At 65.7% G+C, this 25,666-nt stretch carries 19 protein-coding genes; 11 read left to right on the top strand and 8 right to left on the bottom strand.

From position 1 onward, the window contains the following. Window positions 1-30: 30 nt before the first annotated feature. Together IEX43_RS03070 and IEX43_RS03065 are read right to left on the bottom strand one after the other, a co-directional pair. Window positions 31-456 (bottom strand): hypothetical protein, encoded by a 426-nt coding sequence (locus IEX43_RS03070; protein WP_188808989.1) that lies wholly within the window; start codon window positions 454-456, stop codon window positions 31-33. A gap of 38 nt (window positions 457-494) precedes the next feature. Continuing rightward, on the bottom strand, window positions 495-1,013 hold the full coding sequence (locus IEX43_RS03065) for a hotdog fold thioesterase (protein ID WP_188808988.1): 519 nt from the start codon (window positions 1,011-1,013) through the stop codon (window positions 495-497). A 235-nt stretch (window positions 1,014-1,248) separates the two neighbouring features. On the opposite strand from IEX43_RS03065, the gene polA reads away from it, so the two are divergent. After that, a complete protein-coding gene (gene polA, locus IEX43_RS03060; RefSeq protein ID WP_229666289.1) occupies window positions 1,249-3,891 on the top strand; it encodes a DNA polymerase I in 2,643 nt (880 codons plus the stop codon). Between the two features lie 91 nt (window positions 3,892-3,982). Here the strand turns inward: polA and IEX43_RS03055 are convergent, their stop codons facing one another. Continuing rightward, on the bottom strand, window positions 3,983-5,440 hold the full coding sequence (locus IEX43_RS03055; protein ID WP_188808987.1) for an APC family permease: 1,458 nt from the start codon (window positions 5,438-5,440) through the stop codon (window positions 3,983-3,985). Between the two features lie 233 nt (window positions 5,441-5,673). On the opposite strand from IEX43_RS03055, the gene IEX43_RS03050 reads away from it, so the two are divergent. After that, on the top strand, window positions 5,674-6,990 hold the full coding sequence (locus tag IEX43_RS03050) for a GNAT family N-acetyltransferase (protein WP_188808986.1): 1,317 nt from the start codon (window positions 5,674-5,676) through the stop codon (window positions 6,988-6,990). A gap of 219 nt (window positions 6,991-7,209) precedes the next feature. Then, window positions 7,210-8,688: a 30S ribosomal protein S1 gene (gene rpsA / locus IEX43_RS03045; protein ID WP_188808985.1), complete on the top strand. Its 1,479-nt coding sequence runs from the start codon at window positions 7,210-7,212 to the stop codon at window positions 8,686-8,688. Window positions 8,689-8,802: 114 nt separating this feature from the next. Here the strand turns inward: rpsA and IEX43_RS03040 are convergent, their stop codons facing one another. Further along, window positions 8,803-9,321, bottom strand: coding sequence for a GNAT family N-acetyltransferase (locus IEX43_RS03040; protein WP_188808984.1), 519 nt, complete (start codon window positions 9,319-9,321; stop codon window positions 8,803-8,805). Further along, window positions 9,305-9,994, bottom strand: a complete 690-nt coding sequence (locus IEX43_RS03035) for an IMPACT family protein (protein ID WP_188808983.1) — start codon at window positions 9,992-9,994, stop codon at window positions 9,305-9,307. Before IEX43_RS03035 ends, IEX43_RS03040 begins: the two co-directional genes overlap by 17 nt. A gap of 149 nt (window positions 9,995-10,143) precedes the next feature. Between IEX43_RS03035 and coaE the strand changes: the two genes are divergently transcribed. The 4 genes from coaE (at window position 10,144) to IEX43_RS03015 (ending at window position 16,266) form a co-directional block, all read left to right on the top strand. Continuing rightward, window positions 10,144-11,358, top strand: a complete 1,215-nt coding sequence (gene coaE, locus IEX43_RS03030; protein ID WP_188808982.1) for a dephospho-CoA kinase — start codon at window positions 10,144-10,146, stop codon at window positions 11,356-11,358. Between the two features lie 80 nt (window positions 11,359-11,438). After that, complete coding sequence (uvrB, locus tag IEX43_RS03025) at window positions 11,439-13,535, top strand: excinuclease ABC subunit UvrB (protein ID WP_104187347.1); 2,097 nt, start codon at window positions 11,439-11,441, stop codon at window positions 13,533-13,535. A 202-nt stretch (window positions 13,536-13,737) separates the two neighbouring features. After that, entirely contained in the window at window positions 13,738-14,766 is a 1,029-nt protein-coding gene (locus IEX43_RS03020) for a TerC family protein (RefSeq protein WP_188808981.1), read from the top strand. Window positions 14,767-14,871: 105 nt separating this feature from the next. Then, window positions 14,872-16,266 (top strand): MFS transporter, encoded by a 1,395-nt coding sequence (locus tag IEX43_RS03015; protein WP_188808980.1) that lies wholly within the window; start codon window positions 14,872-14,874, stop codon window positions 16,264-16,266. Here IEX43_RS03015 and IEX43_RS03010 read toward each other — a convergent pair. Genes IEX43_RS03010 through IEX43_RS03000 form a run of 3 tightly spaced genes read right to left on the bottom strand, consistent with a single transcriptional unit; the run spans window position 16,252 to window position 20,687 of the window. Continuing rightward, complete coding sequence (locus tag IEX43_RS03010; protein ID WP_188808979.1) at window positions 16,252-17,607, bottom strand: alpha/beta fold hydrolase; 1,356 nt, start codon at window positions 17,605-17,607, stop codon at window positions 16,252-16,254. The two genes, IEX43_RS03015 and IEX43_RS03010, sit on opposite strands and share 15 nt — an antisense overlap. Beyond that, window positions 17,600-18,100, bottom strand: a complete 501-nt coding sequence (locus tag IEX43_RS03005) for a GNAT family N-acetyltransferase (RefSeq protein ID WP_188808978.1) — start codon at window positions 18,098-18,100, stop codon at window positions 17,600-17,602. Before IEX43_RS03005 ends, IEX43_RS03010 begins: the two co-directional genes overlap by 8 nt. A gap of 43 nt (window positions 18,101-18,143) precedes the next feature. Continuing rightward, a complete protein-coding gene (locus IEX43_RS03000; protein WP_188808977.1) occupies window positions 18,144-20,687 on the bottom strand; it encodes a DEAD/DEAH box helicase in 2,544 nt (847 codons plus the stop codon). 97 nt (window positions 20,688-20,784) lie between these two features. On the opposite strand from IEX43_RS03000, the gene IEX43_RS02995 reads away from it, so the two are divergent. The 4 genes from IEX43_RS02995 to IEX43_RS02980 all read left to right on the top strand — a co-directional run bounded on the left by IEX43_RS02995 (window position 20,785) and on the right by IEX43_RS02980 (window position 25,662). Continuing rightward, the gene (locus IEX43_RS02995) at window positions 20,785-21,564 is read left to right on the top strand and encodes a trans-aconitate 2-methyltransferase (RefSeq protein ID WP_188809068.1); all 780 of its coding nucleotides are present in this window, start codon (window positions 20,785-20,787) and stop codon (window positions 21,562-21,564) included. A gap of 164 nt (window positions 21,565-21,728) precedes the next feature. Beyond that, window positions 21,729-23,477 carry an ABC transporter ATP-binding protein gene (locus IEX43_RS02990; RefSeq protein ID WP_188809067.1) on the top strand — a complete coding sequence of 583 codons (1,749 nt, stop codon included), beginning with the start codon at window positions 21,729-21,731 and terminating at the stop codon, window positions 23,475-23,477. Beyond that, on the top strand, window positions 23,474-25,285 hold the full coding sequence (locus IEX43_RS02985; protein ID WP_188808976.1) for an ABC transporter ATP-binding protein: 1,812 nt from the start codon (window positions 23,474-23,476) through the stop codon (window positions 25,283-25,285). The genes IEX43_RS02990 and IEX43_RS02985 overlap by 4 nt, the downstream gene beginning before the upstream one ends. Continuing rightward, the gene (locus IEX43_RS02980; RefSeq protein WP_188808975.1) at window positions 25,282-25,662 is read left to right on the top strand and encodes a GntR family transcriptional regulator; all 381 of its coding nucleotides are present in this window, start codon (window positions 25,282-25,284) and stop codon (window positions 25,660-25,662) included. The genes IEX43_RS02985 and IEX43_RS02980 overlap by 4 nt, the downstream gene beginning before the upstream one ends. The last annotated feature ends 4 nt before the right edge of the window (window positions 25,663-25,666 follow it).

Below are 25,666 nucleotides of genomic sequence, written 5' to 3'. Positions count from 1 at the left end.
CGTCGCCGATTGGGCCCGGCAGCCGGTCGGCTACAGCGGCGGCAGCGCCACGGTGGTTTCGCCAAACAGGAGTGTCACCTGACGCGAACTGTCTATATCGGAAGGAGTCCTGATGATGTAGGTGCGTGGCGCCATGTCGGCTGTGCAGGCGGGTCCGCCGCGGGTGTCGAGGCCAAGCTTAATGGTGTAAGCATCGGCAACGTCGATGGAGGACGGAAACGCAGGGCAGCTCGAACTGCCGGCCAGCACAATGGCGAAGCTGGCGCCGCCGTCCAGCCAGCCTGCCGTCGGAAAAGGGTATGCAAGGTCTCGGCCGGAGGAGTCCTGAGTCGCAGTGATTGCTTGTACAGGGAGCCCGCCCGCGTGTTCAGATTCAGCAATTGACGCAGGCGCAGCGGAACACGCGGTCAGCAGCAATAAGACACCGACAACCCAGATTCCGCTGATCCTTCCCATGGGTTGAGGTTACGCGGCCGCCGTCGGCATCGTCACTGTCAGCCGTCGTCAGTCGTTCCCTGCGATGGAGTGATCGACCCCTTTTGGACCGGGCTCGGGACGTTGTCCCGGATCATGTTGGTGATGCGTGCCGTGGACAGCCGCCTGCCCTGCTCGTCAGTCATCACGATCTCATGGGTGGCCAGGGTCCGTCCCAAATGGATGGCGGTGCACGTTCCCGTCACGGTTCCGGTGGAGATGGAGCGGTGATGGGTGGCGTTGACCTCGATGCCCACTGCATGGCGGCCCGGCCCGGCGTGCATCGCTGCGGCGAAGGACCCCAGTGTTTCGGCGAGCACCACGTGCGCCCCGCCGTGCAGGATTCCAGCGACCTGTGTGTTGCCCTCCACCGGCATGGTGGCAACGCTGCGCTCGGGGCTCATCTCCTGGAACCGGATCCCCATTTTCACCACCAGTGCACCAATCCCGAACCGACCAAGCCAGGCGTGCAGGTGCTCAGGGATGCCGGCGGCAGAAAGCTCCTCGGCGAAGGGGCCGGGCGTGAAATTGTCCATCATGGCAACTAGGCTGGCACCTGTGAGTGAAACAACCAAACCGGCCCCTTTCCCGTCCCAGACCCTGCAGGAGGACAACGCCCCGCAGGGCTCAATCGCCCTCGGAGACGCTGCAGTCGGGGAAGGTGCAGGCCAGGACAACGTTGGGGTCCCGGCCGGCGGGTCCGTTTCAGCGACCGCCGCCCCCGTAGTCCCCATGACCGGCCAGCCGCGGCTGCTGGTATTGGACGGCCACTCCATGGCATTCCGCGCTTTTTTCGCGCTCCCTGCGGACAAGTTCTCAACCACCAACGGGCAGCACACCAACGCCATCCACGGATTTACCTCCATGCTGATCAACCTGATCAAGGAGCAGCAGCCAACCCACATCGCCGTGGCCTTCGACGTCTCTGACGAGTCCACCCACCGCAAGACCGAATACAGCGAATACAAGGGTGGCCGGAACGAAACTCCCCGGGAAATGAACAACCAGATCGACCTCATTGGGCAGGTCATGGAGGCCTGGGGCATCAAGACCATCAAAATGCCCGGTTATGAGGCTGACGACATCCTGGCCACCCTCGCGGCCATGGGTGAAAAGGCAGGGTACGAGGTTCTGCTGGTGTCAGGGGACCGGGACGCGTTCCAGCTCATCACGGACAACGTCTTTGTGCTGTACCCCAAGAAGGGCGTCAGCGATATTCCGCGGATGGATGCCGCCGCCATCGAGGCAAAGTACTTCGTCAGCCCCGGCAGGTACTCCGACCTCGCCGCACTGGTGGGCGAAACTGCGGACAACCTCCCGGGCGTGCCCGGCGTCGGACCGAAGACCGCGGCCAAGTGGATCAACCTCTACGGGGGGCTTGAGGGCGTCCTGGAACACCTGGATTCCATTGGCGGCAAGGTGGGCGACGCGCTGCGCGAGAACGTCGACGCCGTGAAGCGGAACCGCCGGCTGAACCAGCTCCACACGGACCTTGAACTCCCCGTCACACTCGATGACCTGTACAAGCCGCGCCCGGACCAGGCAGCACTTGAGGACCTCTTCGACAAGCTCGAATTCAAGACCATCCGCAACAGGCTCTTCGCGCTGTACGGCGATGAGGACAAGCCGGCCGCCGAGCGGGAGAGCATCGACACTCCCGAGTACGTCACCCCGGCTGACGCCGCGGAACTGTCCGCATTCCTGGCCGCCGGCGCCGGACAACGCTCCGCCCTCGCTGTGGACCTTATCCCTGGCCGCATCGGCGAGGACGCCGCAGCGCTGGCCATCGTACGGGACGGCGCCGCCGCCTACATTGACCTGTCCGGACAGGACGCCGACACGGAGAACGTCCTGGCTGCCTGGCTGCGCGACCCCGGCTCTCCGAAGGTCATGCACGGCTTCAAGGCCGCCCTCAAAGCCCTGACCTCCCGTGGGCTGGAGCTGGAAGGCGTCGTGGACGATACCTCCATCTCCGGTTACCTGATCCAGCCCGACCGGCGCACCTATGAACTCGCCGAGCTGGCCCAGCACCACCTGAACGTGGGCATCCCGGGCGCAACAGCCAAGGCAGGGCAGCTGGAGCTCTCCTTCGACGGCGAGGACGATGCCGCCGCCGACGCACTGGTCCAGGCCGCCGCCGTCGTCCTTGCCCTCAGCAGCTACTTCGAATCGGAACTGAAGGAGCGCCGGGCCGAGGAACTCCTGTCCACCCTGGAGCTGCCCGTCAGCCGGGTCCTGGCGGACATGGAACTCGCCGGCATCGGCATCGACATGGCACGCATGGACGACCAGCTCGCCGACCTTGCCAGGGTCATCGACCAGGCGCAGGAGCAGGCCTTCGCGGCGATCGGCCACGAAGTCAACCTGGGCTCGCCCAAGCAGCTCCAGACTGTCCTGTTCGAGGAACTCCAGCTGCCCAAGACCAAGAAGATCAAGTCGGGCTACACCACGGATGCGGCCTCGCTGAAGAACCTGCTGGAAAAGACCGGGCACGAGTTCCTGGTGCAGCTGATGGCGCACCGGGAGGCCGCCAAGCTGCGCCAGATGCTTGAATCCCTGAAGAAATCGGTGGCAGAGGACGGCCGCATCCACACCACGTACGCGCAGAACGTGGCAGCAACAGGCCGGATCTCCTCCAACAACCCCAACCTGCAGAACATCCCCATCCGCAGCGAGGAAGGCCGGCGCGTCCGCGGCATTTTCGTGGTGGGGGAGGGCTATGAATGCCTGCTGTCCGCAGACTACTCGCAGATTGAAATGCGCATCATGGCGCACCTGTCCGGCGACCAGGGCCTCATCCAGGCCTATAGGGACGGCGAGGACCTCCACCGGTTCGTCGGCTCGAACATCTTCCACGTGCCCACCGAAGAGGTCACCAGCGCCATGCGCTCCAAGGTGAAGGCCATGTCCTATGGCCTGGCCTACGGCCTGACGTCCTTCGGCCTGTCCAAGCAGTTGGAGATCTCCGTGGATGAGGCACGCACCCTCATGAAGGACTACTTCGACCGGTTCGGCGCCGTCCGGGACTACCTCCGCGGCGTCGTCGACCAGGCCCGCGTGGACGGCTACACCGCCACCATCGAGGGCCGCCGCCGGTACCTGCCGGACCTGACCAGCACGGACAGGCAGCTGCGCGAAAACGCCGAGCGCATCGCACTGAACAGCCCCATCCAGGGCTCGGCGGCGGACATCATCAAGCGTGCCATGCTCGGTGTCCACGCTGAACTGAAGACCCAGGGACTGAAATCACGGATGCTGCTCCAGGTCCATGACGAACTCGTCCTGGAAGTCGCCACGGGCGAACGCGCAGCGGTGGAGAAACTGGTGACCGAGCAGATGGCCGCCGCAGCGGACCTCAGCGTTCCGCTGGAGGTCCAGATCGGCGTCGGACCCAGCTGGTACGACGCCGGACACTAAGCCACGCACAACGCAGAAGAGGTGGGACGGAAACCGTCCCACCTCTTCTGCGTTGCCGGTAAGCCCAGCCCCTCCCAGGGAGGGCTGCCTGTCAGCTGTTCCTTGCCGACTCCCGCCGCTGCCTCAGCCGCTCCAGGAGGTTGTGCTCCGCGTCCTCGCCGGGGGTGATGCCGGACGGGATGCGGAACAGGAGGACTGCTCCAAGCACCCACCAGAGGCCGAACAGGATCCATGGCGGCGGGGTGAGGGCTGCGGGCATGCCGGGCATGTAGAGGCTGAGGAGCCCGACGCAGAGAACCACAGCGGTGATGCCGATGCCGATGCCGCCGTTGCCCCGGCCGCCCACGCGGAGCGGCCGGTCCATACCGGGCTCGCGCCGGCGCAGGATCACAAACACCACGGCGACCAGGATGTAGGCAATAACGATGCTGGGCGCCCCCGAATCCACAAGCCAGCCGAGCATCGATACGCCGAAGAACGGCGCAACGAAGGACAGCACGCCGATGAACAGGAGCGCGTTGACCGGAGTGCGGTACTTCGGATGCAGCTTGGCGAACCACGCGGGCAGCATTCCGGAACGCGCCATCGAGAACATCAGTCGCGAGGCGCCCAGAAGCAGCGAGTTCCATGAGGTCAGGATTCCCGCGATGCCACCGGCAATGAGGATCTTCGCCATCACGTCACTGCCGAACAGCGCACCCATGGCATCGGCTGTTGCAATATCGGCCTGTGCGATCTCGCCCGCGGGCATCGCCGAGGACGTGGTCAAAACTGTCATGACGTACCAGATGGTTGCGAGGATGACGGCGACGACGACGAGCCTGCCTATCTGCCGGGCCGGGATGTTCACTTCTTCGGCTGACTGCGGGATGACGTCGAAGCCCACGAACAGGAACGGGACAACCACCAGGACAGCGAAGTAGCCGTTCAGGCCACCCGTGAAGAAGGGCTCCATGTTGGTCGCCGAACCTCCAACGAAGGAGCCGAATACCAGCATCAGGCCAATGACGAGCAGGAAAACCACCACGAACGTCTGGGCAACGCCGGCAAGCTTCACACCGAGGATGTTGATTCCGGTGATCACCACTGCTGCCACTGCCCCGACCAGCGCCCATGTCAGGTGCACCTGGTAGCCCGCCACTTCCCACAGGGGGATCTGGCTGAGGTTCGGAAAAAGGTATTGCGCTGTCCGGGGCAGTGCCACGGCCTCAAAGGCGACGATGGTGATGTACCCGCCGGTGATGGCCCAGGAACCGATGAAGGACCACCGGGGGCCCATCCCGCGGAGCAGGAAGTTGTGCTCACCGCCGGCCTTCGGCATGGCCGCTGTCAGCTCGGCGTAGGTCAGGCCCACCACGCCCATGATGGCGCCGCCGGTGATCATTGCCAGGACGGCCCCCATGGTGCCGGCCGACGCGATCCAGCCGCCGGTGAGGACCACCCAGCCGAAGCCGATCATGGCTCCGAATCCGAGTGCCAGGGCGTCCCAGTTGCCCAGGACTTTCAGCAGGGATGCGTCCGGTGTTTGTTCCGCTTGGGAAACTTGCATGTGTCCTCGCTAGGGTCGGGTACTGCGGGCAGAAAATTCGCGTGGGGCGCAGACCGCTTGTCCCCCGCTTGTGAAGCGCGTCACGTCCTGCTCTAACTTAGACCCCCAAGGCTGCCCGCGCACTGTGCATTGGCCCAGGATGCTGCAGCTGTATTTGAACAGGATGCCGAAGGCGGGTGCCTGCAGCGGAGCTGCGAATGTGGTGCGTGCGTGACTGGCGACGGCCGCGGGCCATGACTAGGCTCGTAACCGTGGCTGAACTGAGTGGCAACTATGAAATCCGGCGCTTTGGCGCGGTCTCCGAGGGCAAGGACGGTTACGCGGAGGCGGAAGCGTGGTCGCGTGCTGTCTCTTTCGGGTTCCACGAATCCACCAGGGCGCCCGAGCATGTGGCAAAGTCGCTCGCCACGTACGAGGCTGACGGCCGCGTGCTCACCGGCGTCTACCAGACTGGCGCGGTGGCGCCGTCCTCCATGCCGGCAACGGTGCCGGTGGCTACCTTCGCAACCTTCCGCAAGACCCTCAATATCGGATTTGGCCGGATGCTCGAATCCCAGATGGTCACGTCGGTGACGGTCCGTACCTCCCACCGGCGGCGCGGCCTGTTGCGGCGCATGATGAGCGAGGACCTGCGACTCGCCAAGGAGGACGGCATTGCCATGGCTGCCCTGACTGCCTCGGAGGGGGCCATCTACGGCCGATTCGGTTACGGCGTCTCAAGCTTTGAACGCGCAGTCAAGGTGGACACCACCGCGCGCTTCAACCTGCGGCACCTGCCTTCGGGAAGCGTGGAGATTGCAGATCCCAAGGCCCTGCTGCAACTGGCGCCGGAGGTCTTCGAGCGGGTGCACCGGCTTACCCCGGGGTCCATCGGCCGGCAGGACTGGTACCGGCAGCTTGCATCCGGATCCCTGGCCCGCGACGGCAAGGAGGATCCGGCCATCAAGGTTGCACTCCACTACGGTCCGGGCGGCGACATCGACGGCTATGTCTCCTACAAGTTCCTCGGCTGGGACACCGAGCCCTACACGGTAGAAGTAGTGGACCTGCTGGCCGGCAGCAATGATGCCTACCTGGAGTTGTGGCAGTTCCTGGGCGCCATCGACCTGGTGGAGCGCGTCTCGTGGAACGAAGCGCCCATTGACGATCCGCTGGCCTGGGCACTCGAGGACCCGCGCTGCATCGATTCATCGGACAGCCGGGACATGCTGTGGCTCCGCATCCTCGATGCTGCCAAGGCGCTGGAAGCCCGGCACTACCCCGTGGACGGACGGCTTGTTTTCGCCGTTGCGGATCCGCTCGGCCTCACGGCGGGAAGATACGCCCTGAACGTCGACGGCGGCCAGGCCGCCGTCGAGCGCCTGCCGGACGCCGCGCAGGCGGATCTGGCGCTGGATGTCTCCGCTCTGTCCTCGATCTACCTGGGCGGGGTGTGTCCAGTCACGCTGGCCGCGGCGGGGCGGATCACCGAAAACACGCCCGGCGCCGCCCTGAAAGCGCGGCAAATGTTCGCGGTGGAGCGGGCAACGCACTGCCTCACCCACTTCTGAACTGCAAGGACACGTCAAGCCGGCGTGCCTCGCTTTGACCCTCGTAACGGGCAACCACTAGAATGAACGGGCGTGTGTTACGTGTGCCCAGCTTTGGTTGCATGTCAACGCCGCGCAATCAGGATGACCCGGCAAATCCGCCGCGCTCCGCCTCCGGGTCAGTACCCGGAAGTGGTGGTCGCCTGATCAACTAACTATCCACAACGGAGCCCCTACTACATGACCATCACCTCCACCGAGAAGCCCGGTACCCCCGTAGTCGCCATTAACGACATCGGTACCGCTGAGGACTTCCTCGCAGCTGTCGACGCCACCATCAAGTACTTCAACGACGGAGACCTCGTCGAAGGTACCGTCGTCAAGGTCGACCGCGATGAAGTCCTGCTCGACATCGGTTACAAGACCGAAGGTGTCATCCCCTCCCGTGAGCTGTCCATCAAGCACGACGTTGATCCCGGAGACGTCGTCTCCGTTGGCGATCAGGTCGAAGCCCTGGTGCTCACCAAGGAAGACAAAGAAGGCCGCCTGATCCTCTCCAAGAAGCGTGCTCAGTACGAGCGTGCCTGGGGCGACATCGAGAAGGTCAAGGAAGAAGACGGTGTTGTCACCGGTACCGTCATCGAGGTCGTCAAGGGTGGTCTTATCCTCGACATCGGCCTGCGCGGCTTCCTGCCCGCATCCCTCGTCGAGATGCGCCGTGTGCGCGACCTGGCTCCGTACATCGGCCAGCAGATCGAAGCCAAGATCATCGAGCTGGACAAGAACCGCAACAACGTTGTTCTGTCCCGCCGTGCATGGCTCGAGCAGACCCAGTCCGAGGTCCGCTCCACGTTCCTCAACAAGCTGGAAAAGGGCCAGGTCCGTCCCGGCGTCGTTTCCTCCATCGTCAACTTCGGTGCCTTCGTGGACCTGGGCGGCGTAGACGGCCTGGTTCACGTTTCCGAGCTGTCCTGGAAGCACATCGACCACCCGTCCGAGGTTGTCGAGGTTGGCCAGGAAGTCACCGTCGAGGTTCTCGAGGTAGACCTGGACCGCGAGCGTGTTTCCCTGTCGCTCAAGGCTACGCAGGAAGATCCGTGGCAGACCTTCGCCCGCACCCACGCCCTCGGCCAGGTTGTTCCGGGTAAGGTCACCAAGCTCGTTCCGTTCGGTGCGTTCGTCCGCGTCGAAGACGGCATCGAAGGCCTGGTCCACATCTCCGAGCTGGCTGTCCGCCACGTGGAACTGGCCGAGCAGGTTGTCTCCGTTGGCGACGAGCTGTTCGTCAAGGTCATCGACATCGACCTGGAACGCCGCCGCATCTCGCTGTCCCTCAAGCAGGCCAACGAGGGCGTCGACGCCGACAGCACCGAATTCGATCCCGCTCTGTACGGCATGGCCGCAGAGTACGACGAAGAGGGCAACTACAAGTACCCCGAGGGCTTCGATCCCGAGTCCAACGAGTGGCTTGAAGGCTACGAGAACCAGCGCGCCGCCTGGGAGCAGCAGTACGCTGACGCCCAGACCCGCTGGGAAGCCCACAAGAAGCAGGTTGCCCAGCACGCTGCCGACGACGCTGCTGCTGCAACGTCCGGTGACAGCGATTCCGGCACCACCAGCTACTCCTCGGAGCCGGCTGCTGAGTCCAACACCGGTGCAGGCACGCTTGCATCCGACGAGGCTCTCGCCGCCCTGCGCGAGAAGCTGACCGGCAACTAATTGCCAACGGCCCGGTTTTCCGGGCCAACGCAACAGACCCCCTGCCCACAAGGCAGGGGGTCTGTTGCTTTAACCCAGCTGTTGGCTACCGTCGGTCAGGCGTCACCCAGCGCCTTAAAGTTCGACGACGGCGCGGACCGTCCCGTCGTCGTCGTGCGTCAGGACGGCCCCGGCTGAGGCCAGAATGCGCTGGGCGCCGACGTTTCCCGCCAGGGTGCGGGCAATTACCCGGGAAAGTCCCGCCCTTCGGGCCTCATCCAGCACCAGGCGCAATGCGGCGCCGCCCACGCCCCGGGACCGGAAGCTCCGGCCAAGCCAGATTCCCGTATCGGCCACCGCGCCGCCAGGTCCGGATTCCGTGGTGCCGGATGTGATGCGGCGCAGCCGGATGGATCCGGCGAGGCTGCCATCGGCAAGGATTCCCCACGTCTTCTCCCCGGCGAGGCCGTCGAGGCCGTAGGCGGCGGCGCGGTGGTAACTGAAGAACCAGGCGGTCCGCTCAGGGTTCCAGCCTGGCCCGCCCAGCGGGGGAGCCACCTCATCGGGGGAAGCATCGCGCTTTGCGAGGGCAAGGAGCCCGTCCAGCACCGTCTCACCCACGTCCACCAGGGACACCTCAGGGGAGGGGGACATCCACCCACTCCGTTCCCTTCGCCACCAGCGAGGCACTGCCGGCCGTCAGAAACTGCACCCGCTCCGCGGCGTCCGCTATTGCGCCGGCGTCGTCCGGCACCGCCACCTGCAGGACGGTCTGCCGGGATCCGTAGCTGGTTCCGGCCATCACCAGGTTTGCGGCCCGCAGGTCGTTTTCGAGCTTCCCGGCAGCAGCGTGCGGCACTTCCACCGAGCAGATCCGCAGGCGGCTGCGGCGCACTATCGGCACGAGGGCAAGCGCGGAGGATACGGACTCGGAGTACGCCCGCACCAGTCCGCCCGCCCCGAGCAGGACTCCGCCGAAGTAACGGACGACGACGGCGCTTACGTCGCTGAGGTCGGCGGCCCCGGGCGTCGTCTCCCGTTTGGCCAAAGCTTCCAGCATGGGAATGCCTGCTGTTCCGGACGGTTCGCCGTCGTCGTTGGAGCGCTGGATGTTCCGGTCGGGTCCAATGACGAACGCCGAGCAGTGGTGCCGGGCGTCGTGGAACTCGCGGCGGAGGCCTGCCACCAGGTCCCGTGCAGCGTCCTCGCTGTCAGCCCGGCGCAGCACAGTGATGAACCGGGAACGCTTGATCTCCAGCTCGTGGCGGAAATCGGAGCCCGCCGCCAGTGTGGTGTAGCTGGTGGCCCTGCTCTCTTCCCCTTGCACCCGCCCAAGTCTAGGCCCAAGCTCCCATGACCCGGCAAGCCCTGGGGTTGCCGCGCGTACTCGTCGTGGCCCCCGCTATTGCAGCCAGTATGTGGCATGCAGCTTCAGGAGACGCACGTGGACCTGGGCAGGGCGATTAGGGTGGGGGGATGCTCAAGATCGGGTTGACGGGCGGCATAGCCTCCGGGAAGTCAGTGGTGGCCTCGCGCCTGAAAGAACGCGGCGCGGTGCTCGTGGATGCTGATGCGTTGGCCCGTGAAGTGGTGGAGCCCGGCACCGAGGGCCTGGACCGCGTTGTGGCGGAGTTTGGCGGAGATGTCCTTGGCGCCGACGGCCGGCTGGACCGCCCCAGGCTCGGCGCGCTGGTGTTTGGCAGCCCCGAGCGGCTCGAGGCCCTCAACGGGATTGTCCACCCCCTGGTCCGTGCACGGGCCGCGGCTACTGTGGCGGCTGCGGCAGAAGATGCCGTGGTGGTGCAGGACATTCCCTTGCTTGTGGAAACCGGGCAGGGGAGCGACTTCCACCTGGTGGTGGTGGTGGACGCGCCGGACGACGTGCGGCTCCAGCGGATGCTGGAGCACCGCGGGATGACGCCCGAGGCTGCACTGTCGCGGATGGCCGCGCAGGCAACGCGGAAGGATCGGCTGGCTGCGGCCGACGTCGTCCTGGATAATTCTGGCAGCATGCAGCACCTCCTGGACCAGGTGGACCGGCTCTGGGACGGCCGGCTGGTGCCCTTTGCCCGCAATCTCGCTGCAGGCAAGCGTGCCGCGAGGAACTGCGGACCTGTCCTGGAGCCGTATCGGGAGGAATGGGCCAAGGACGCAGCCAGGATCTCGGCAAGGCTGAAGTCCGCGGCCCACGGGCTCATCCTGGCGGTGGACCACATTGGCTCCACGTCCGTCCCCGGGCTGGCCGCCAAGGACGTCATAGACCTGCAGGTTGCCGTTTCCGGCCTGGACGCAGCAGACAGTGCTGCACCCCTGCTGGCGGCAGCCGGGTTCCCCCTGGTGACCGGTGCCGGCTTCGATACGCCTAAACCGGGCGCGCCGGATCCCGGGCAGTGGCAGAAACGGTTCCACGCCAACGCGGACCCCGCGCGTCCGGTTAACATCCACGTCCGCGTTGCCGGCTCACCCGGGTGGCGCTATGCCCTGATGTTCCGGGACTGGCTGCGGGCCAACCCGTCCGCACGCACGCTTTACGCAGGGCATAAGGCAGACCTTGCGGGGCGCTTCGCCAGCTCGGCGGGCACGAGGGCATATGCGGAGGCCAAGGAACCGTGGTTCACGGACGTTGCATGGCCCCTTATGTCCGCCTGGGCTGACGAGACCGGGTGGGCGCCGCCGTCGTACGCGTCGTGAAGCCGGTGCCGCGGACCGGAGCTGTTCGCCCGTAACGGACGGGCCCTTATAGTGTCGGTGCCCGGTTGTAGATTAGATCCATGAGCCTTGCGCAGGATATCAACCGTGTTGTGGCGCCCTTTGAGGTCATCAGCGAATTCAAGCCCGCGGGCGATCAACCCGCCGCCATTGCCGAACTGACGGAGCGCATCAAGAACGGCGAAAAGGACGTGGTGCTTCTCGGCGCCACGGGTACAGGTAAGAGCGCCACCACGGCCTGGCTGATCGAACAGGTCCAACGGCCCACCCTGGTGATGGTCCAGAACAAGACCCTCGCGGCACAGCTGGCCAACGAATTCCGCGAACTGCTGCCCAACAACGCGGTGGAATACTTCGTGTCCTACTACGACTACTACCAGCCCGAAGCGTATGTGGCGCAGACGGACACCTTCATCGAGAAGGACTCCTCCATCAACGAGGAAGTTGAAAGGCTCCGCCACTCCGCCACGAACGCCTTGCTGACCCGGCGGGATGTGATCGTCGTGGCTACAGTGTCCTGCATCTACGGCCTGGGTACACCGGAGGAATACATCGCCGGCATGGTCACGCTCCGCAAGGGCGCCGAGATGAACCGGGACGACCTCCTCCGGAAGTTCGTGTCCATGCAGTACGCCCGCAATGACATGGACTTCCACCGGGGCACGTTCCGGGTCCGCGGGGACACCGTGGAGATCATCCCGATGTACGAGGAACTGGCCATCCGGATCGAGTTCTTCGGTGACGAAATCGAGAATATCCACACGCTCCACCCGCTCACCGGCGAGGTCATCAGGGACGAAGAGGAAATGTATGTCTTCCCCGCCTCCCACTACGTGGCCGGGCCCGAGCGCATGTCCAGGGCCATTAAGCGTATTGAGGACGAACTCGCCGACCGGCTGAAGGTGCTGGAGGGCCAGAACAAGCTGGTGGAGGCGCAGCGCCTCCGCATGCGGACCAACTACGACCTCGAAATGATGCAGCAGATGGGCTTCTGCAACGGCATCGAGAACTACTCCTCGCACATTGACGGCCGAGCCCCAGGCACGGCACCGCACTGCCTCCTCGACTACTTCCCGGACGACTTCCTCCTGGTGGTGGACGAATCCCACGTGACCATCCCGCAGATCGGCGCGATGTACGAGGGCGACATGTCCCGCAAGCGGAACCTGGTGGACTTCGGCTTCCGGCTGCCCTCAGCCATGGACAACAGGCCGCTGAAATGGGACGAGTTCCTTCAGCGCGTCGGCCAGACCGTCTACCTGTCGGCCACCCCCGGCAAGTACGAGCTCGGCAAGGCCGACGGGTTCGTCCAGCAGATCATCCGGCCCACCGGGCTCATCGATCCCGAGGTGGTGGTCAAGCCCACCAAGGGCCAGATCGATGACCTGCTGGGGGAGATCAAGACCCGTACCGCCAAGGACGAGCGCATCCTGGTCACCACCCTCACCAAGCGGATGGCCGAGGACCTCACCGACTACCTCCTGGGCCACGGAATCAAGGTGGAGTACCTCCACTCCGACGTGGACACCCTGCGGCGAGTTGAGCTGCTGCGCGAACTCCGGATGGGCAAATTCGACGTCCTGGTGGGCATCAACCTGCTTCGTGAGGGCCTGGACCTCCCGGAAGTGTCCCTGGTCAGCATCCTGGACGCGGACAAGGAAGGCTTCCTGCGCTCCTCAACCTCACTGATCCAGACCATCGGGCGCGCCGCCCGTAACGTCTCGGGCCAGGTGCACATGTACGCCGACCGGATCACGGACTCCATGGCGCATGCCATCGACGAGACCAACCGGCGCCGCGCCATCCAGGTGGCCTACAACACCGAGCATGGGGTGGACCCGCAGCCGCTGCGTAAGAAGATCGCGGACATCACCGACCAACTGGCCAAGGAAGACGCCGACACCCAGGAGCTGCTCAACAACAGCCGGCTGGCCAAGGGCGGCAAGCGGAAGTCCGCAGCGAAGGGTGCCGCCCAGGTGCGCTCCGACGGCCTCGCAGCAGCACCGGCGGAGGATCTGGTGGGGCTGATCGAGCAGCTGACGGAGCAGATGCACGGTGCTGCCGCCGAACTGCAGTTCGAGGTGGCAGCCAGGATCAGGGACGAAGTGAGCGAGCTGAAAAAGGAACTGCGGCAGATGCAGGCGGCAGGGCACGCCTGACACAAAGGTGACGGGGGACGGGCGGCCCGGGTGACTGCGGTACAGTTAAGGTCACGTAGGGGAGTATCCCGAGCGCTACGATCGTCAACACGCAGGGCATAGTTGCCAGGCCGGGCGTAGCGGGCCGCCATTTCAGCACCAAGTGCACAGGCAGGCCGGAGAGACTTACACCGCATCTCTGTACCCTGCGAAAGGCTACCCTGTGCTCGAATTGCCCGTGTGGTTCGAAGTCGGCTCACTTGTCGTCCTCGGCCTGATCCTCCTGATTGACCTTCTCTTGGTGGTCCGGCGTCCCCATGAACCTTCCATGAAGGAAGCCGGACTGTGGGTAGCGTTTTATGTCAGCCTCGCCCTGGTGTTCGCCGGGGCCATGTTCGCCTTCACCGGCCCTGAGTACGGCGGCCAGTTCGTCGCCGGCTGGGTGACGGAATACAGCCTCAGCATCGACAACCTGTTTGTCTTCATCATCATCATGGCCCGCTTCTCCGTGCCCCGGAAATACCAGCAGGAAGTGCTGATGGTGGGCATCATCATCGCCCTGATCCTGCGCGGCATCTTCATCCTGCTCGGCGCCATCGTCATTGAGCAGTTCAGCTGGGTGTTCTACATCTTCGGCGCGTTCCTGCTGTGGACTGCCTGGAAGCAGGCCCAGGATGAGGGCGAAGACGAAGAAGACCGCGAAAACCCGCTCATCGCCAAGATCCGCAAGGTCTTCCCCATGTCGGAGAACTTCGACGGCAACAAGCTGCGCACCACCGTGGACGGCAAGAGGGTCTTCACCCCGATGCTGATCGTGTTCATCACCATCGGCCTCACGGACCTGCTCTTCGCCGTCGACTCCATCCCCGCAATCTTCGGCCTCACCCAGAGCCCGTTCATCGTGTTCACGGCCAACCTGTTTGCCCTGATGGGCCTGCGCCAGCTGTACTTCCTGCTCGGTGGCCTGATGAACCGCCTGATCTACCTCAAGCACGCGCTGTCCTTCATCCTGGCCTTCATCGGGGTCAAGCTCGTCCTGCACGCCATGCACGTAAACGAACTGCCGTTCATCAACGGCGGGCAGCACATCGAATGGGCTCCCGAAATCCCCACGTTCGTCTCCCTGGCAGTCATCGTTGGCACCATCGTGATCGCCGTGATCGCCAGCCTGGTCAGCTCCAAGGCCAAGGAAGCGCACCTGGACCCCCGCCTCGAAGAGGACATCCGGAAGAGCCACAGCGACGCCGAGTAGCCCTTTCCTCCCGATACAAGCAGGCAATCCCGGCCGCCGTGCGGCCGGGATTGCCTGCTTTAAACCGTCCCTGCTGCGCGGCGCGGCGGGGACTATGCTCGGTGCATGGGTCCAATCCTGATGACGGAACAAGGGGTGCGCCGGGTGCAGCGGCGCACCGTGGCGCTGCTGGGCACGGCCCAGGTTTTCGGCGGCATTGGTACCGGCGCCACGGTGTCCATCGGGTCGATCCTCGCGGTAGAGCTGTCAGGGTCCAGCGCCTGGGCGGGTGCCGTGGCCACAGTAATGACGCTGGGTGCGGCGCTGGCAGCACTGCCTCTTGCCGCCCTGGCAGACCGCCGGGGACGCCGGATCGGGCAGGTAGCCGGGCTGTCCGCGGCCCTGGCGGGTGCTGTGCTGATGGTGCTCGCGGTGGTGTCCGGCCTCTTCGTATTGCTGGTGCTGGGGGCCGCCGGCATCGGAGTGGGCAGCGCCGCCAGCCTGCAGGCGCGCTTCGCCGCGGTGGACCTCGCCGACCCAGACCACCGCGGCCTGGCCCTGTCAACAGTGGTCTGGGCCGTCACCATCGGCGCCGTCACCGGACCCAACCTGATCCAGCCCGGCACCGTGGTGGGCCAGGCGCTGGGTCTTCCGCCCGTTGCCGGGCCCTTCGTGATTTCCGGGGCCGGCCTGCTGCTGGCAGCCGTTCTGCTCTTTGTTGGGCTTCGGCCGGACCCGCTGCTGCTCGCCAGGGAACTCGCCGCCCAGCAGGCGCGTGAGGGTCTGCGGGCCGCGCAGGCCGTGGAGCCGCCGGCGGCGCCGCGGGTGGACGGCCGTGCAGGTAACGTCCCTGCCGGACAGGGCGCGCACGACGGCGGGACGCTCGCCCGGGGCCTGCGCGCCATCCGCGGCTCCCGGACCGCGCTCCTGGCCGTGGCCGCCGTCGTCGGAGCCCACGCCGTCATGGTGGGCGTGATGTCCATGACGCCCCTGCACCTGCAGGAGCTGGTGGAGGGCCCGGGTGCCAGCCATGCAGGCCACACGGCGTCCGGCGACGTACTGGTGATCATCGGGTTCACCATCTCACTGCACATCGCCGGGATGTTCGCCCTGTCGCCCGTGATGGGCTGGCTGACGGACAAGGCGGGCAGGGCCCAGACCATCATGATCGGTTTTACCCTGCTGATGATGGCCGTGGCTGTCGCCGGGTTCGGCCAGGCATCCACCGCGGCCGTGGCGGTGGGCCTGGTCCTGCTGGGCCTGGGCTGGTCCGCGGCCACCGTGTCCGGCTCCACGCTGCTGGCCGAAAGCGTGGCGCAGGAGTCGCGGGTTGCGGTCCAGGGCGTGTCCGACATGCTGATGGGTGCTGCCGGCGCCGTTGGCGGGGCGGTGTCCGGTTTGGTCCTCAGCTGGATTGGCTACCTGGGGCTCAACCTCCTGGGAGGTGCCGTGGGCGCAGCTGTCCTGGCCGCGGCGTTCCTGACCGTCATGGCCGGCCGGCGGCAGTCAGCGGCCGCCTGAGCGTGCCATGCCCAGGAGCCGGGCGAAGATCCCTTCCCCGTCATCGGCGATACCGTCGTGGTGGAAGTCGCCGGACTCCCATACCTGCAGCCCGCTGACGGCGGACGCCGTGTCCAGGGACAGCTTCCGGTCCACATAGATATCGTCCGAGTAGACGGCGGCGGCCACCGGAACCGTGTTTGCTGCCAGTTGCCCGCGATCGTAAAGCGGTTTCCAGTCCTCTTTGGCGGCCAGCAGGTCCGCCACCTCCCGGAGGGGCCGAAGTGCCGGGTCCTGCTCGAAGTACCAGGGATAGACCATTTCGCCGGTCAGCAGCAGCGGCTCCGCGTCCGGCCTGAACTCCGGATACTCGTCCAGCACGCGCCAGGCAGCCCAGCCGGTGGCCTGCCCCTGGCCGTAGATGGACTCATGCATCAGCGCGTACAGGGGATTGGAGCGGCGGGACACGATGCCCTGCACCTGGTCCAGGAAGGCGTCGGACAGCCGTGGGCCTCCGGCGGTCTCCGTGAAGGCATCCTCCAGCAGGTGGTGCAGGCTGTCCACCCTGGTGTTCCCGCCCAGGAAAGCACCCACCATCTGGAAGCGCTCCACGGTGAGCGGACCGCCGTCGGGCAGGAATTCCGGGGTGTGCCGCAGGTGGCGGGCAATCCGCTCAACCGCGAAACGGTCTTCCGGGTACCAGGCGAAGTACTCGGCGTTCCGGGCGGCCACGCGCTGGAACGTGGCGCGGTAGACGTCCTCGGCCGGGCCGGCCAGGGGCGCAAGGCCGCCGGTGACCAGTACTTCCCGGAGGCCCTCCGGGGCAAAAGACAGATAGGTCAGGGCACAAAAGCCGCCGTAGCTCTGCCCGTAAACCGTCCACGGGCGTGCCCCCAGGGCGTCCCGGATCAGCTCGGCGTCGGCCACGATGGAATCGGCACGGAAGTGTTCCAGGTACGCGGCCTGGGCCGCGGCCGGTCCGCGCAGCGGAAGTGTGGTGCGGTCAATGGGGGAGGAGAGGCCGGTGCCCCGCTGGTCCAGCATCAGGATCCGGAAGTCCCTGGCGGCCGCCTTGCTCCAGCCGCCCAGGGATCCGAACCTGTTGCCCCGCCCGCCCGGGCCGCCCTGGAGGAACAGCAGCCACGGAAGCTCTGCGGCCTGTTCCTCGGAGTGCGCGGCCGAGACGTATTCGCGGGCAAAAAGGGTGATGGTTTCGCCGTTGCGGGAGTTGCCGAAATGGTCCAGCGGCACCCTGAAGAAGTGTTCAACGGTGCGCATGCCACGGAACTGGTGCCGTGCCTTTACCTCGTGCTGTACCCGGACCGCAGGGCCGGCCAGCGCCGGCATGCGTGCGTCAGCCATTGGCGCGGGCCGGGACGGCGCTGCCGAACCGTTCGAGTGCCTGGCCGGTGAGCCGGAATGTGGACCAGCCGTCCATGGGCCTGGCGCCAAGGCTGCGGTAGAAGTTGATGGACGGCTCGTTCCAGTCCAGGACGCTCCATTCCACCCTGGCGTATCCGTTGTCCACGGCGGTGGCGGCCAGGTGCTGGAGCAGTGCCTTTCCGTGCCCTTCGCCGCGGGCCTCCGGGCTGACGTAGAGGTCCTCCAGGTAGATCCCGTGGACGCCTTCCCAGGTGGAATAGTTGAGGAACCACAGGGCGAAACCCTGGACTTCCCCTGCCTCGTTTTCCGCCATGGCTGCGAACACGCGCGGGTTCTCGCCGAACAGCACTTCCTGGAGCATTTCCGGTGTGTTCCGGACGGCGTCCGGCTCCTTCTCGTAGTGCGCCAGCTCGTGGATCATCCGAAGGATCGCTGGTACGTCTTGCCGGGTTGCGGGGCGGATTACACTCATTGTTTGAGCTTACCGTCCGGTGTCCGCCCCGGCGTGTGACCGGTCAGAGCCGGTTGACCTCCGTCACCTTGATCACGGCGGTGCCCGTCTCGTCGGAGGCGGCCAGGTCAACCTCGGCGGAAATGCCCCAGTCGTGGTTGCCGGCCGGATCCTCGAAGATCTGCCGAACCTTCCACCGGACCCGTTCCTCGGTGATGATGAGCAGCGCCGGTCCGCGGGCATCAGGCCCGGTTCCGATGTCATCGTGTTCATCGAAGTAGTCGTCCAGGGCGTCTTCCCAGCGCTCGGCATTCCAGCCTGCGGCACCGTCGAGTTCGCCCAGCGCTGCCGCGTCCTCGTCAGCAAAGAGTTCCACGCGGCGGAACATCTCGTTGCGGACCATCACCCGGAAGGCCCGGATGTTGGACGTGAGCGACGGCGGGGGAGGCGGGGGAGCATCATGCGGTGTGGGTGCCAGGCCGGACGCAAGTTCCTCCCATTCGTCCAGGAGGCTGGAGTCCACCTGCCGGACCAGCTCGCCGAGCCACGCGACGAGGTCCTCCAGGTCATCGCGGAGCATGTCCTGCGGGACAGTCTGGCGGAGGGCCTTGAAGGCGTCCGCAAGGTAGCGCAGGACGATGCCCTCCGAACGGGCCAGTCCGTAGAACTGTACGAACTCGCCGAAGTTCATGGCGCGCTCGTACATGTCCCGGACCACCGACTTGGGCGCCAGCTCGAAGTCGCCCACCCAGGGCGCAGCCTTCCGGTACACCTCGAAGGCTTCGCCCAGGATTTCCGCCAGGGGCTGGGGGTAGGTAACGCTGTCCAGCATGGCCATGCGCTGGTCGTAGTCGATGCCGTCCGCCTTCATGGCCGCCACCGCCTCGCCGCGGGCCTTCTTCTGCTGCGCGGAGAGGATCTGGCGCGGTTTCTCCAGGGTCGCCTCGATCACGGACACCACGTCCAGGGCGTACGACGGCGACTCCGGATCCAGCAGTTCCAGTGCGGCAAGTGCAAAGGGGGACAGCGGCTGGTTCAGTGCGAAGTTCGGCTGCAGGTGCACAGTCAGCCGGACGGTGCGGCCGTCGGGTCCCTGCTCCTCGGCGGGGATCCGCTCCACGACTTCCGCCGCGAGCAACTCCCGGTAAATGCCCAGCGCCTTCTTCATGAGCTGCAGCTGGGAGGACCGGGACTCGTGGTTTTCGGTCAGCAGGCGGCGGGCAGCGGCAAACGGGTCGCCGGGCCGTTCCATCAGGTTCATCAGCATTGCGTGGGTCACGGAGAAGCTCGATGTCAACGGGTCAGGCGCCGATTCGACGAGCCGCTTGAACGTTGGTTCTCCCCAGCTCACAAAGCCCTCCGGCGGCTTCTTCTTGACCACCTGGCGGAGCTTTTTCTGATCGTCACCAAACTTGGCGACAGCCTTGGCCATGGCCTTCGCATTCTCGGTTACGTGCTCGGGGGCCTGGACCACGACCGTCCCAGCGGTGTCGTACCCGGCCCGGCCTGCCCTGCCCGCAATCTGGTGGAACTCACGGGAGTTAAGCAGGCGGGTGCGGACGCCGTCGTACTTGCTCAGGGCGGTCAGCAGGACGGTGCGGATGGGCACGTTGATGCCCACGCCCAGCGTGTCAGTGCCGCAAATGACCTTCAAAAGCCCCGCCTGGGCGAGCTGTTCCACCAGACGGCGGTACTTCGGCAGCATCCCCGCGTGGTGCACACCGATGCCGTGGCGGACCAGCCGGTTCAGTGTCTTGCCGAAGCCGGCCGCGAACCTGAAGTTCGCGATCAGCTCCGCGATCGCGTCCTTCTCCTCGCGGGTGCAGACATTGATGCTCATCAGGGTCTGGGCGCGGTCGATCGCTTCGATCTGGCTGAAATGCACCACGTACACCGGCACCTGCTTGGTGGAAAGCAGTTCCTCCAGGGTCTCGTGGACCGGCGTCTCGTGGTAGTAGTAATGCAGCGGAATGGGCCGCTCCGCGGAGCTCACCGTGGTGGTGGGCCGCCCGGTCAGATGCGTCAGGCCTTCCTCGAACCGGCTGACGTCGCCAAGCGTGGCGGACATCAGGAGGAACTGTGCCTGCGGGAGCTCCAGCAGGGGCACCTGCCAGGCCCAGCCGCGCTGCGGGTCGGAGTAGAAATGGAACTCGTCCATGATGACGGTCCCCAGTTCCGCGGCCGCCCCTTCGCGGAGTGCGGTGTTGGCCAGGATCTCCGCCGTGCAGCAGATGATGGGCGCATCCTGGTTCACGCCGGAATCTCCCGTGATCATCCCCACGTTCTCAGCACCGAAAATGTCGCACAGGGCAAAAAACTTTTCGGAGACCAGCGCCTTGATGGGCGCAGTGTAGTAACTGCGCCGGCCCTGGGCCATGGCCTGGAAGTGGGCCGCGATGGCCACCAGGGACTTCCCGGACCCGGTGGGCGTAGCCAAAATGACGTTGGCCCCGGTTGCCAGCTCCATAATCGCCTCGTCCTGCGCCGGGTACAGGGCCAGTCCCCGGCTTTCTGTCCACTCCACAAACCGGGTATAGAGGTCATCGGGGTCGACGCCGGCAGGCAGGCTGGGGGCGGAAAGTTCGGTCAGCTGATCAACGAGTTTCATTGATTTCCAGCTTAGTGCCCGGCCGGGCCCGGGATTCCGCCTGGCCCGGGTTAGGCTTCGCCCGTAGACGTGACGGCTTCAAGGCGTGGAGATGGACATGGAATGGGATCCGGCGAAATACGTCCAGTTCGGCGATCACCGGCACCGGCCTTTTTTCGACCTGACGGGGAGGGTCCACGCGGACCGTCCCGTACAGGTGGTGGACCTTGGCTGCGGACCGGGAAACCTGACAGCGACGCTGGCGGAGCGCTGGCCCGCCGCGGAGGTGGTGGGCGTTGACTCCTCCTCCGAGATGCTCGCCAAAACTGCGGCGCTGACCGGGGCGGGCGGGGGCCTGCGCTTCGAGCAGGCCGATATCGCCGGCTGGAAACCCTCCACGGAGACTGACGTGGTGGTGACCAATGCCGCCCTGCAGTGGGTGCCGGGCCATCAGGAGATGATGCGTTCTTGGCTGGATGCCCTCCGGCCCGGCGCCTGGTTCGCCCTCCAGGTCCCCGGGAACTTCAACGCCGCGTCCCACGCACTGATGCGCGGGCTGGCGGGCTCAGAGAAGTGGGCGCCACAGCTGGGCGGTGTCCTGCGCGGCGGGGAATCGGTGGGCGAGCCTGCGGACTACCTCCATATCCTGCTCGACGCCGGGTTTACAGCCGATGCCTGGGAGACCACATACCAGCAGGTCCTGCCAGGCAGGGACGCTGTCCTGGAGTGGGTCCGCGGCACGGCGCTGCGGCCCGTCCTGGCTGCCCTCTCCGCGCCTGATGCAGCCAAGTTCGAGGCGGAGTACGCAACAGCGCTCCGGGAGGCCTACCCGCAGACCGGGCATGGCACGGTGTATCCCTTCCGCAGGATCTTTGCGGTGGGCCGCAAAAAGCCGTGACCGGGATCAGTCCGCTGCAGTGCCTCGACAATGCAGTCACGTGGTGTGACAACAGTGGAAAGTGATCTGGCTTACAATAACGGGGTGGCTGATGGGGGAGAGGCTACCGCCGGCTGCCCCCTCGGCTGACTGACCTGAGTGGAGGTACGTTGCTGATCGGACTAATGAGGCGGCTGCTCGGGGCCCACAAAGCCCCTGTGGTTGCCATCGTTGTTCTCCAGTTGGTCCAGGCGGCCGCCACGTTGATGCTGCCTACGGTCAACGCCGCGATCATCGACGACGGGATCGTGGCCGGGAACAATGCCGTCATCACCCGCCTGGGCGTCGTCATGGCGGCCGTAGCCGTCGTCCAGGCAGCAGCAGCCATAGCGGCAGGCTACCTGGCGGCCGTGGTGGCAATGAGGATCGGGCACCAGCTTCGGGCCGAAATCTTCACCAAAATCCAGTCACTGTCCTCACAGGAAGTGGCAGCCTTCGGCACCCAGAGCCTTACCACCCGGGCCACCAACGACACCCAGCAGATCCAGGCGTTCTCCGTGCTGGTGTTCACCATGCTGGTAGCGGGACCGGCGATGGGCCTGGGAGGCATCGTCCTTGCCCTCCAGCAGGACGTGGCACTGTCCGCCGTAGTGATCGTCATCGTGCCACTGCTCCTGCTGATCATGTACCTCATCGTGCGGCGCCTCATTCCCCTCTACCGCGAGGGCCAGGACCTCCTGGACCGCGCAGGGGGCGTCCTCCGCGAACAGATCATGGGCGCCAATGTCATCCGGGCATTCGTGCGCCAGGACCACGAGGTCCGGCGTTTCGCCCGGACCAACAGCAGCCTGACGGCAAACAATCTCCAGTCAGCACTCCTGGTGGCGGGAATGCTGCCGCTCATCATGCTCGTGGTCAACATCTCTTCCGTGGCCGTTGTGTGGTTCGGCGGCCACCGGATCCAAACCGGCCTGATGAACATCGGAGCGCTGGCCGCATTCATTGCCTATATCCTGCAAATCCTGCTCGCCATCATGATGGCGATGTACGTCCTGATGACGGCGCCGCGGGCGGCAGTCTGCGCGGAGCGCATCGGAGCAGTGCTCACCACTGAACCGTCGGTGCGCGATCCGCAGGAAGCCAATGCCGGGCTGCGGACGGCGGGCCGCGGATTCCGGCTGCAGGACGCCCATGGGGTTGTGCAGTTCAGCGGGGTGGGTTTTTCGCACCCAGGCGCCGAAGCTCCTGTCCTGGCGGAGATCAGCTTCACGGCCGGACCGGGAACCACCACGGCCATCGTGGGCTCTACAGGAAGTGGTAAGTCCACGCTGCTCAACCTGATTCCCCGGTTCCTCGATTCCACGGCAGGGACAATCAGCCTGGACGGTGTGGACATCCGGGACCTGCCGCTGGACACCCTGCGCGCAGCCATGTCGATAGTTCCCCAGCACTCCCACCTGTTTTCCGGCACCATTGCAGACAACCTCCGTATGGCCGCGCCGGAAGCCACGGATGAAGAATTATGGGACGCCCTCGAGGCAGCGCAGACCATGCGCTTCATGCGTGAACTGCCGCTGGGGCTTGCCACACCAGTGGGCCAGGGCGGAACGAATCTTTCCGGCGGCCAGCGCCAGCGGCTGTGCATCACCCGGGCCCTGCTCCGGAAGAGTCCGCTCTACCTTTTCGATGACAGCTTCTCAGCCCTCGACTACGACACCGACACACGGCTGCGGCAGGCGCTGGCAGCCAGGCTCGCTGCCGCCACGGTCATTGTGGTGGCGGAACGGATCTCCGCGGTCGAAAACGCGGACCTCATTTTGGTTCTCGACGGCGGTCAGCTGGTGGCGCAGGGTACGCACCTGGAGCTGCTAAAAAGTTCCTCAACCTACCGGGAGATCGCAGACTCGCAGCTGGCACTGGACGGGCCGGTATGACGCCGCCGGCTGCAGCTCCCGGAGCGGCTGAAAAGTTCTGGCCCACGGCCGGACGGCTCCTGGGCCGGCTGCGGCCGTTCAGGCGTTTTATGCTCGGCGCCGTAGCTGCAACGTGCGCCTTCGCCGGACTCAACGTTGCGGCGCCGAAATACCTTGGCGACGCCACGGACGTGGTGGTGGAAGGCGTGCTCCAGGGAGCTTTGGACGAGGGGCGGCTGGGCCTCCTGCTGGCCGCAGTGGCCGTGATGTATGTCCTTGCTTCACTGTTCAACTGGATTCAGGGGGCGCTTACTGCCCGCTCCGTCCAGGGGCTCATGTACGGACTGCGGGCTGCGCTTGAGGACAAGCTGCACCGGCTGCCGTCCGCCTACTTCCGGGAACGGTCCCGGGGCGACGTCCTGAGCCGTGCGACGAACGACATCGACAATATCGCCCAGGCCATGAACCAGCTCCTGACGCAGCTGATCATGTCCGTCCTGATGCTCTGTGGGTCCCTGGCCATGATGCTCTGGATCTCGCCCCTGCTCGCTGCGATCGCCATTGCCACCGTCCCGCTCTCCACCCTGATCACCGTTCTCGTGGCCCGCCGTTCCCAGGCGCACTTCGCAGGGCAGTGGACCGAGACCGGCGAGCTGAATGCGCATGTAGAGGAGTTTGTCTCGGGACACGAGGTCATTAAGGCCTTCGGGCACCAGGCCCAGGCCGCAGAGATCTTCGGGCGGAGCAATGACAGGCTCGCGCGCGCAGCCACGAAAGCACAGTACTCGGCCGGCATGGTGCAGCCCCTGATGGTGCTGATCTCCAACCTCAACTACATCGCCGTGGCCGTGGTGGGTGCCCTCCAGGTCATCGCCGGCGCCATGACCATCGGCGGAATCCAGGCCTTCATCCAGTTCAGCAGGCTCTTCACCCAGCCCGTGGGACAGATCGGCGGCATGCTGAACCTCATCCAGTCCTGCGTGGCCTCCGCCGCGCGCGTCTTTGCCCTCCTTGACACGGAGGAGGATCCCCCGGAACCCGCGGAGGTTAAGGCGGTACCGCCAGGCGGACGCATAGTATTCAATGACGTCACCTTCGGCTATCCGGAATCGGCCCCGGCAGTACACAACCTCTCCTTTTCCGTGGAGCCGGGCCAAACGGTGGCTATCGTGGGGCATACGGGTGCGGGGAAGACCACCGTGGTGAACCTCCTGATGCGGTTCTACGAGCCCGGCTCCGGCCGGATAACCATCGGCGGGACGGACGTTGCGGCCATGTCCCGGGACCGGCTCCGGGAGCAGTTCGGGGTAGTGCTCCAGGATGCGTGGCTCTTCGCGGGCACCATCCGGGAAAACATTGCCTACGGCCGGCCGGGAGCCACGGAAAGCTGCATTATCGCGGCGGCCGAGGCCAGTTACGTGGACAGGTTCGTCAGGGCGCTGCCCGGCGGTTACGGCACAGTCCTGGAAAACGGTGGTGAACCCCTGAGCCAGGGCCAGCGGCAACTGCTGACCATCGCCCGCGCGCAACTGGCGGGCAGGGCGGTCCTGATCCTGGATGAAGCCACCAGTTCTGTTGACTCCAGGACCGAGCTCCTGATCCGCCAGGCCATGCAGCGCCTGCGGCAGGGCAGGACCAGCTTCGTCATAGCCCACCGTTTGTCCACGATCCGCAACGCTGATCTAATTCTGGTCATGGACCATGGACGCATCGTTGAACAGGGCACGCACCACAGCCTCCTGGCTGCCAACAGCTACTATGCCCGGCTGCACAACGCCCAGTTCTCCGCGGGCCCGGGCCGGACTGACGCACTCGAGGCGGGCATTTGACGCCGGCAGCCGGCTTTCCCGGAACGTGGAGGCCCAACACCGCCAGCACCGTGGCTTTGTTCGAGCAGCTTCGGCTGCACGTCATCCACCTGGCGGACAACGGATCCCTGCCGCCCGGGACCAGGCTGCCCGCGGTCAGGGCGTTGGCCGAGGCCCTTGACGTTGCTCCGCACACGGTGGCCCGGGCCTACAAACAGCTTGAGGCGGCCGGGGTGGTGGCCACCCGCGGCAGGAACGGTACGGTAGTGTGCGCACGTGATGAACGTCTCGGCGGGCTCTCCGCCGCGGCCGCAGCGTACGCCGCTGCTGCCAAGGCGCAGGGCGCCACGTTCGCCGAGGCAGTGAAGCTGCTGGCTGCCGCCTACGATGTTCCCTGAGGGC

The organism is Pseudarthrobacter polychromogenes (genome assembly GCF_014644495.1).
GTDB lineage: Bacteria > Actinomycetota > Actinomycetes > Actinomycetales > Micrococcaceae > Arthrobacter > Arthrobacter polychromogenes.
The sequence above is the reverse complement of the archived record's forward strand: the minus strand, read 5'-3'. Positions and strand labels throughout refer to the sequence as shown.

What these genes read in the sequence shown, in the direction of transcription:
- IEX43_RS03070 (WP_188808989.1), bottom strand. Translation starts at nt 456, where the DNA reads ATGGGAAGGATCAGCGGAATCTGGGTTGTCGGTGTCTTATTGCTGCTG.
- IEX43_RS03065 (WP_188808988.1), bottom strand. Translation starts at nt 1,013, where the DNA reads ATGATGGACAATTTCACGCCCGGCCCCTTCGCCGAGGAGCTTTCTGCC.
- polA (WP_229666289.1), top strand. Translation starts at nt 1,249, where the DNA reads ATGGCATTCCGCGCTTTTTTCGCGCTCCCTGCGGACAAGTTCTCAACC.
- IEX43_RS03055 (WP_188808987.1), bottom strand. Translation starts at nt 5,440, where the DNA reads ATGCAAGTTTCCCAAGCGGAACAAACACCGGACGCATCCCTGCTGAAA.
- IEX43_RS03050 (WP_188808986.1), top strand. Translation starts at nt 5,674, where the DNA reads ATGACTAGGCTCGTAACCGTGGCTGAACTGAGTGGCAACTATGAAATC.
- rpsA (WP_188808985.1), top strand. Translation starts at nt 7,210, where the DNA reads ATGACCATCACCTCCACCGAGAAGCCCGGTACCCCCGTAGTCGCCATT.
- IEX43_RS03040 (WP_188808984.1), bottom strand. Translation starts at nt 9,321, where the DNA reads ATGTCCCCCTCCCCTGAGGTGTCCCTGGTGGACGTGGGTGAGACGGTG.
- coaE (WP_188808982.1), top strand. Translation starts at nt 10,144, where the DNA reads ATGCTCAAGATCGGGTTGACGGGCGGCATAGCCTCCGGGAAGTCAGTG.
- uvrB (WP_104187347.1), top strand. Translation starts at nt 11,439, where the DNA reads ATGAGCCTTGCGCAGGATATCAACCGTGTTGTGGCGCCCTTTGAGGTC.
- IEX43_RS03015 (WP_188808980.1), top strand. Translation starts at nt 14,872, where the DNA reads ATGGGTCCAATCCTGATGACGGAACAAGGGGTGCGCCGGGTGCAGCGG.
- IEX43_RS03010 (WP_188808979.1), bottom strand. Translation starts at nt 17,607, where the DNA reads ATGGCTGACGCACGCATGCCGGCGCTGGCCGGCCCTGCGGTCCGGGTA.
- IEX43_RS03005 (WP_188808978.1), bottom strand. Translation starts at nt 18,100, where the DNA reads ATGAGTGTAATCCGCCCCGCAACCCGGCAAGACGTACCAGCGATCCTT.
- IEX43_RS03000 (WP_188808977.1), bottom strand. Translation starts at nt 20,687, where the DNA reads ATGAAACTCGTTGATCAGCTGACCGAACTTTCCGCCCCCAGCCTGCCT.
- IEX43_RS02995 (WP_188809068.1), top strand. Translation starts at nt 20,785, where the DNA reads ATGGAATGGGATCCGGCGAAATACGTCCAGTTCGGCGATCACCGGCAC.
- IEX43_RS02990 (WP_188809067.1), top strand. Translation starts at nt 21,729, where the DNA reads ATGAGGCGGCTGCTCGGGGCCCACAAAGCCCCTGTGGTTGCCATCGTT.
- IEX43_RS02985 (WP_188808976.1), top strand. Translation starts at nt 23,474, where the DNA reads ATGACGCCGCCGGCTGCAGCTCCCGGAGCGGCTGAAAAGTTCTGGCCC.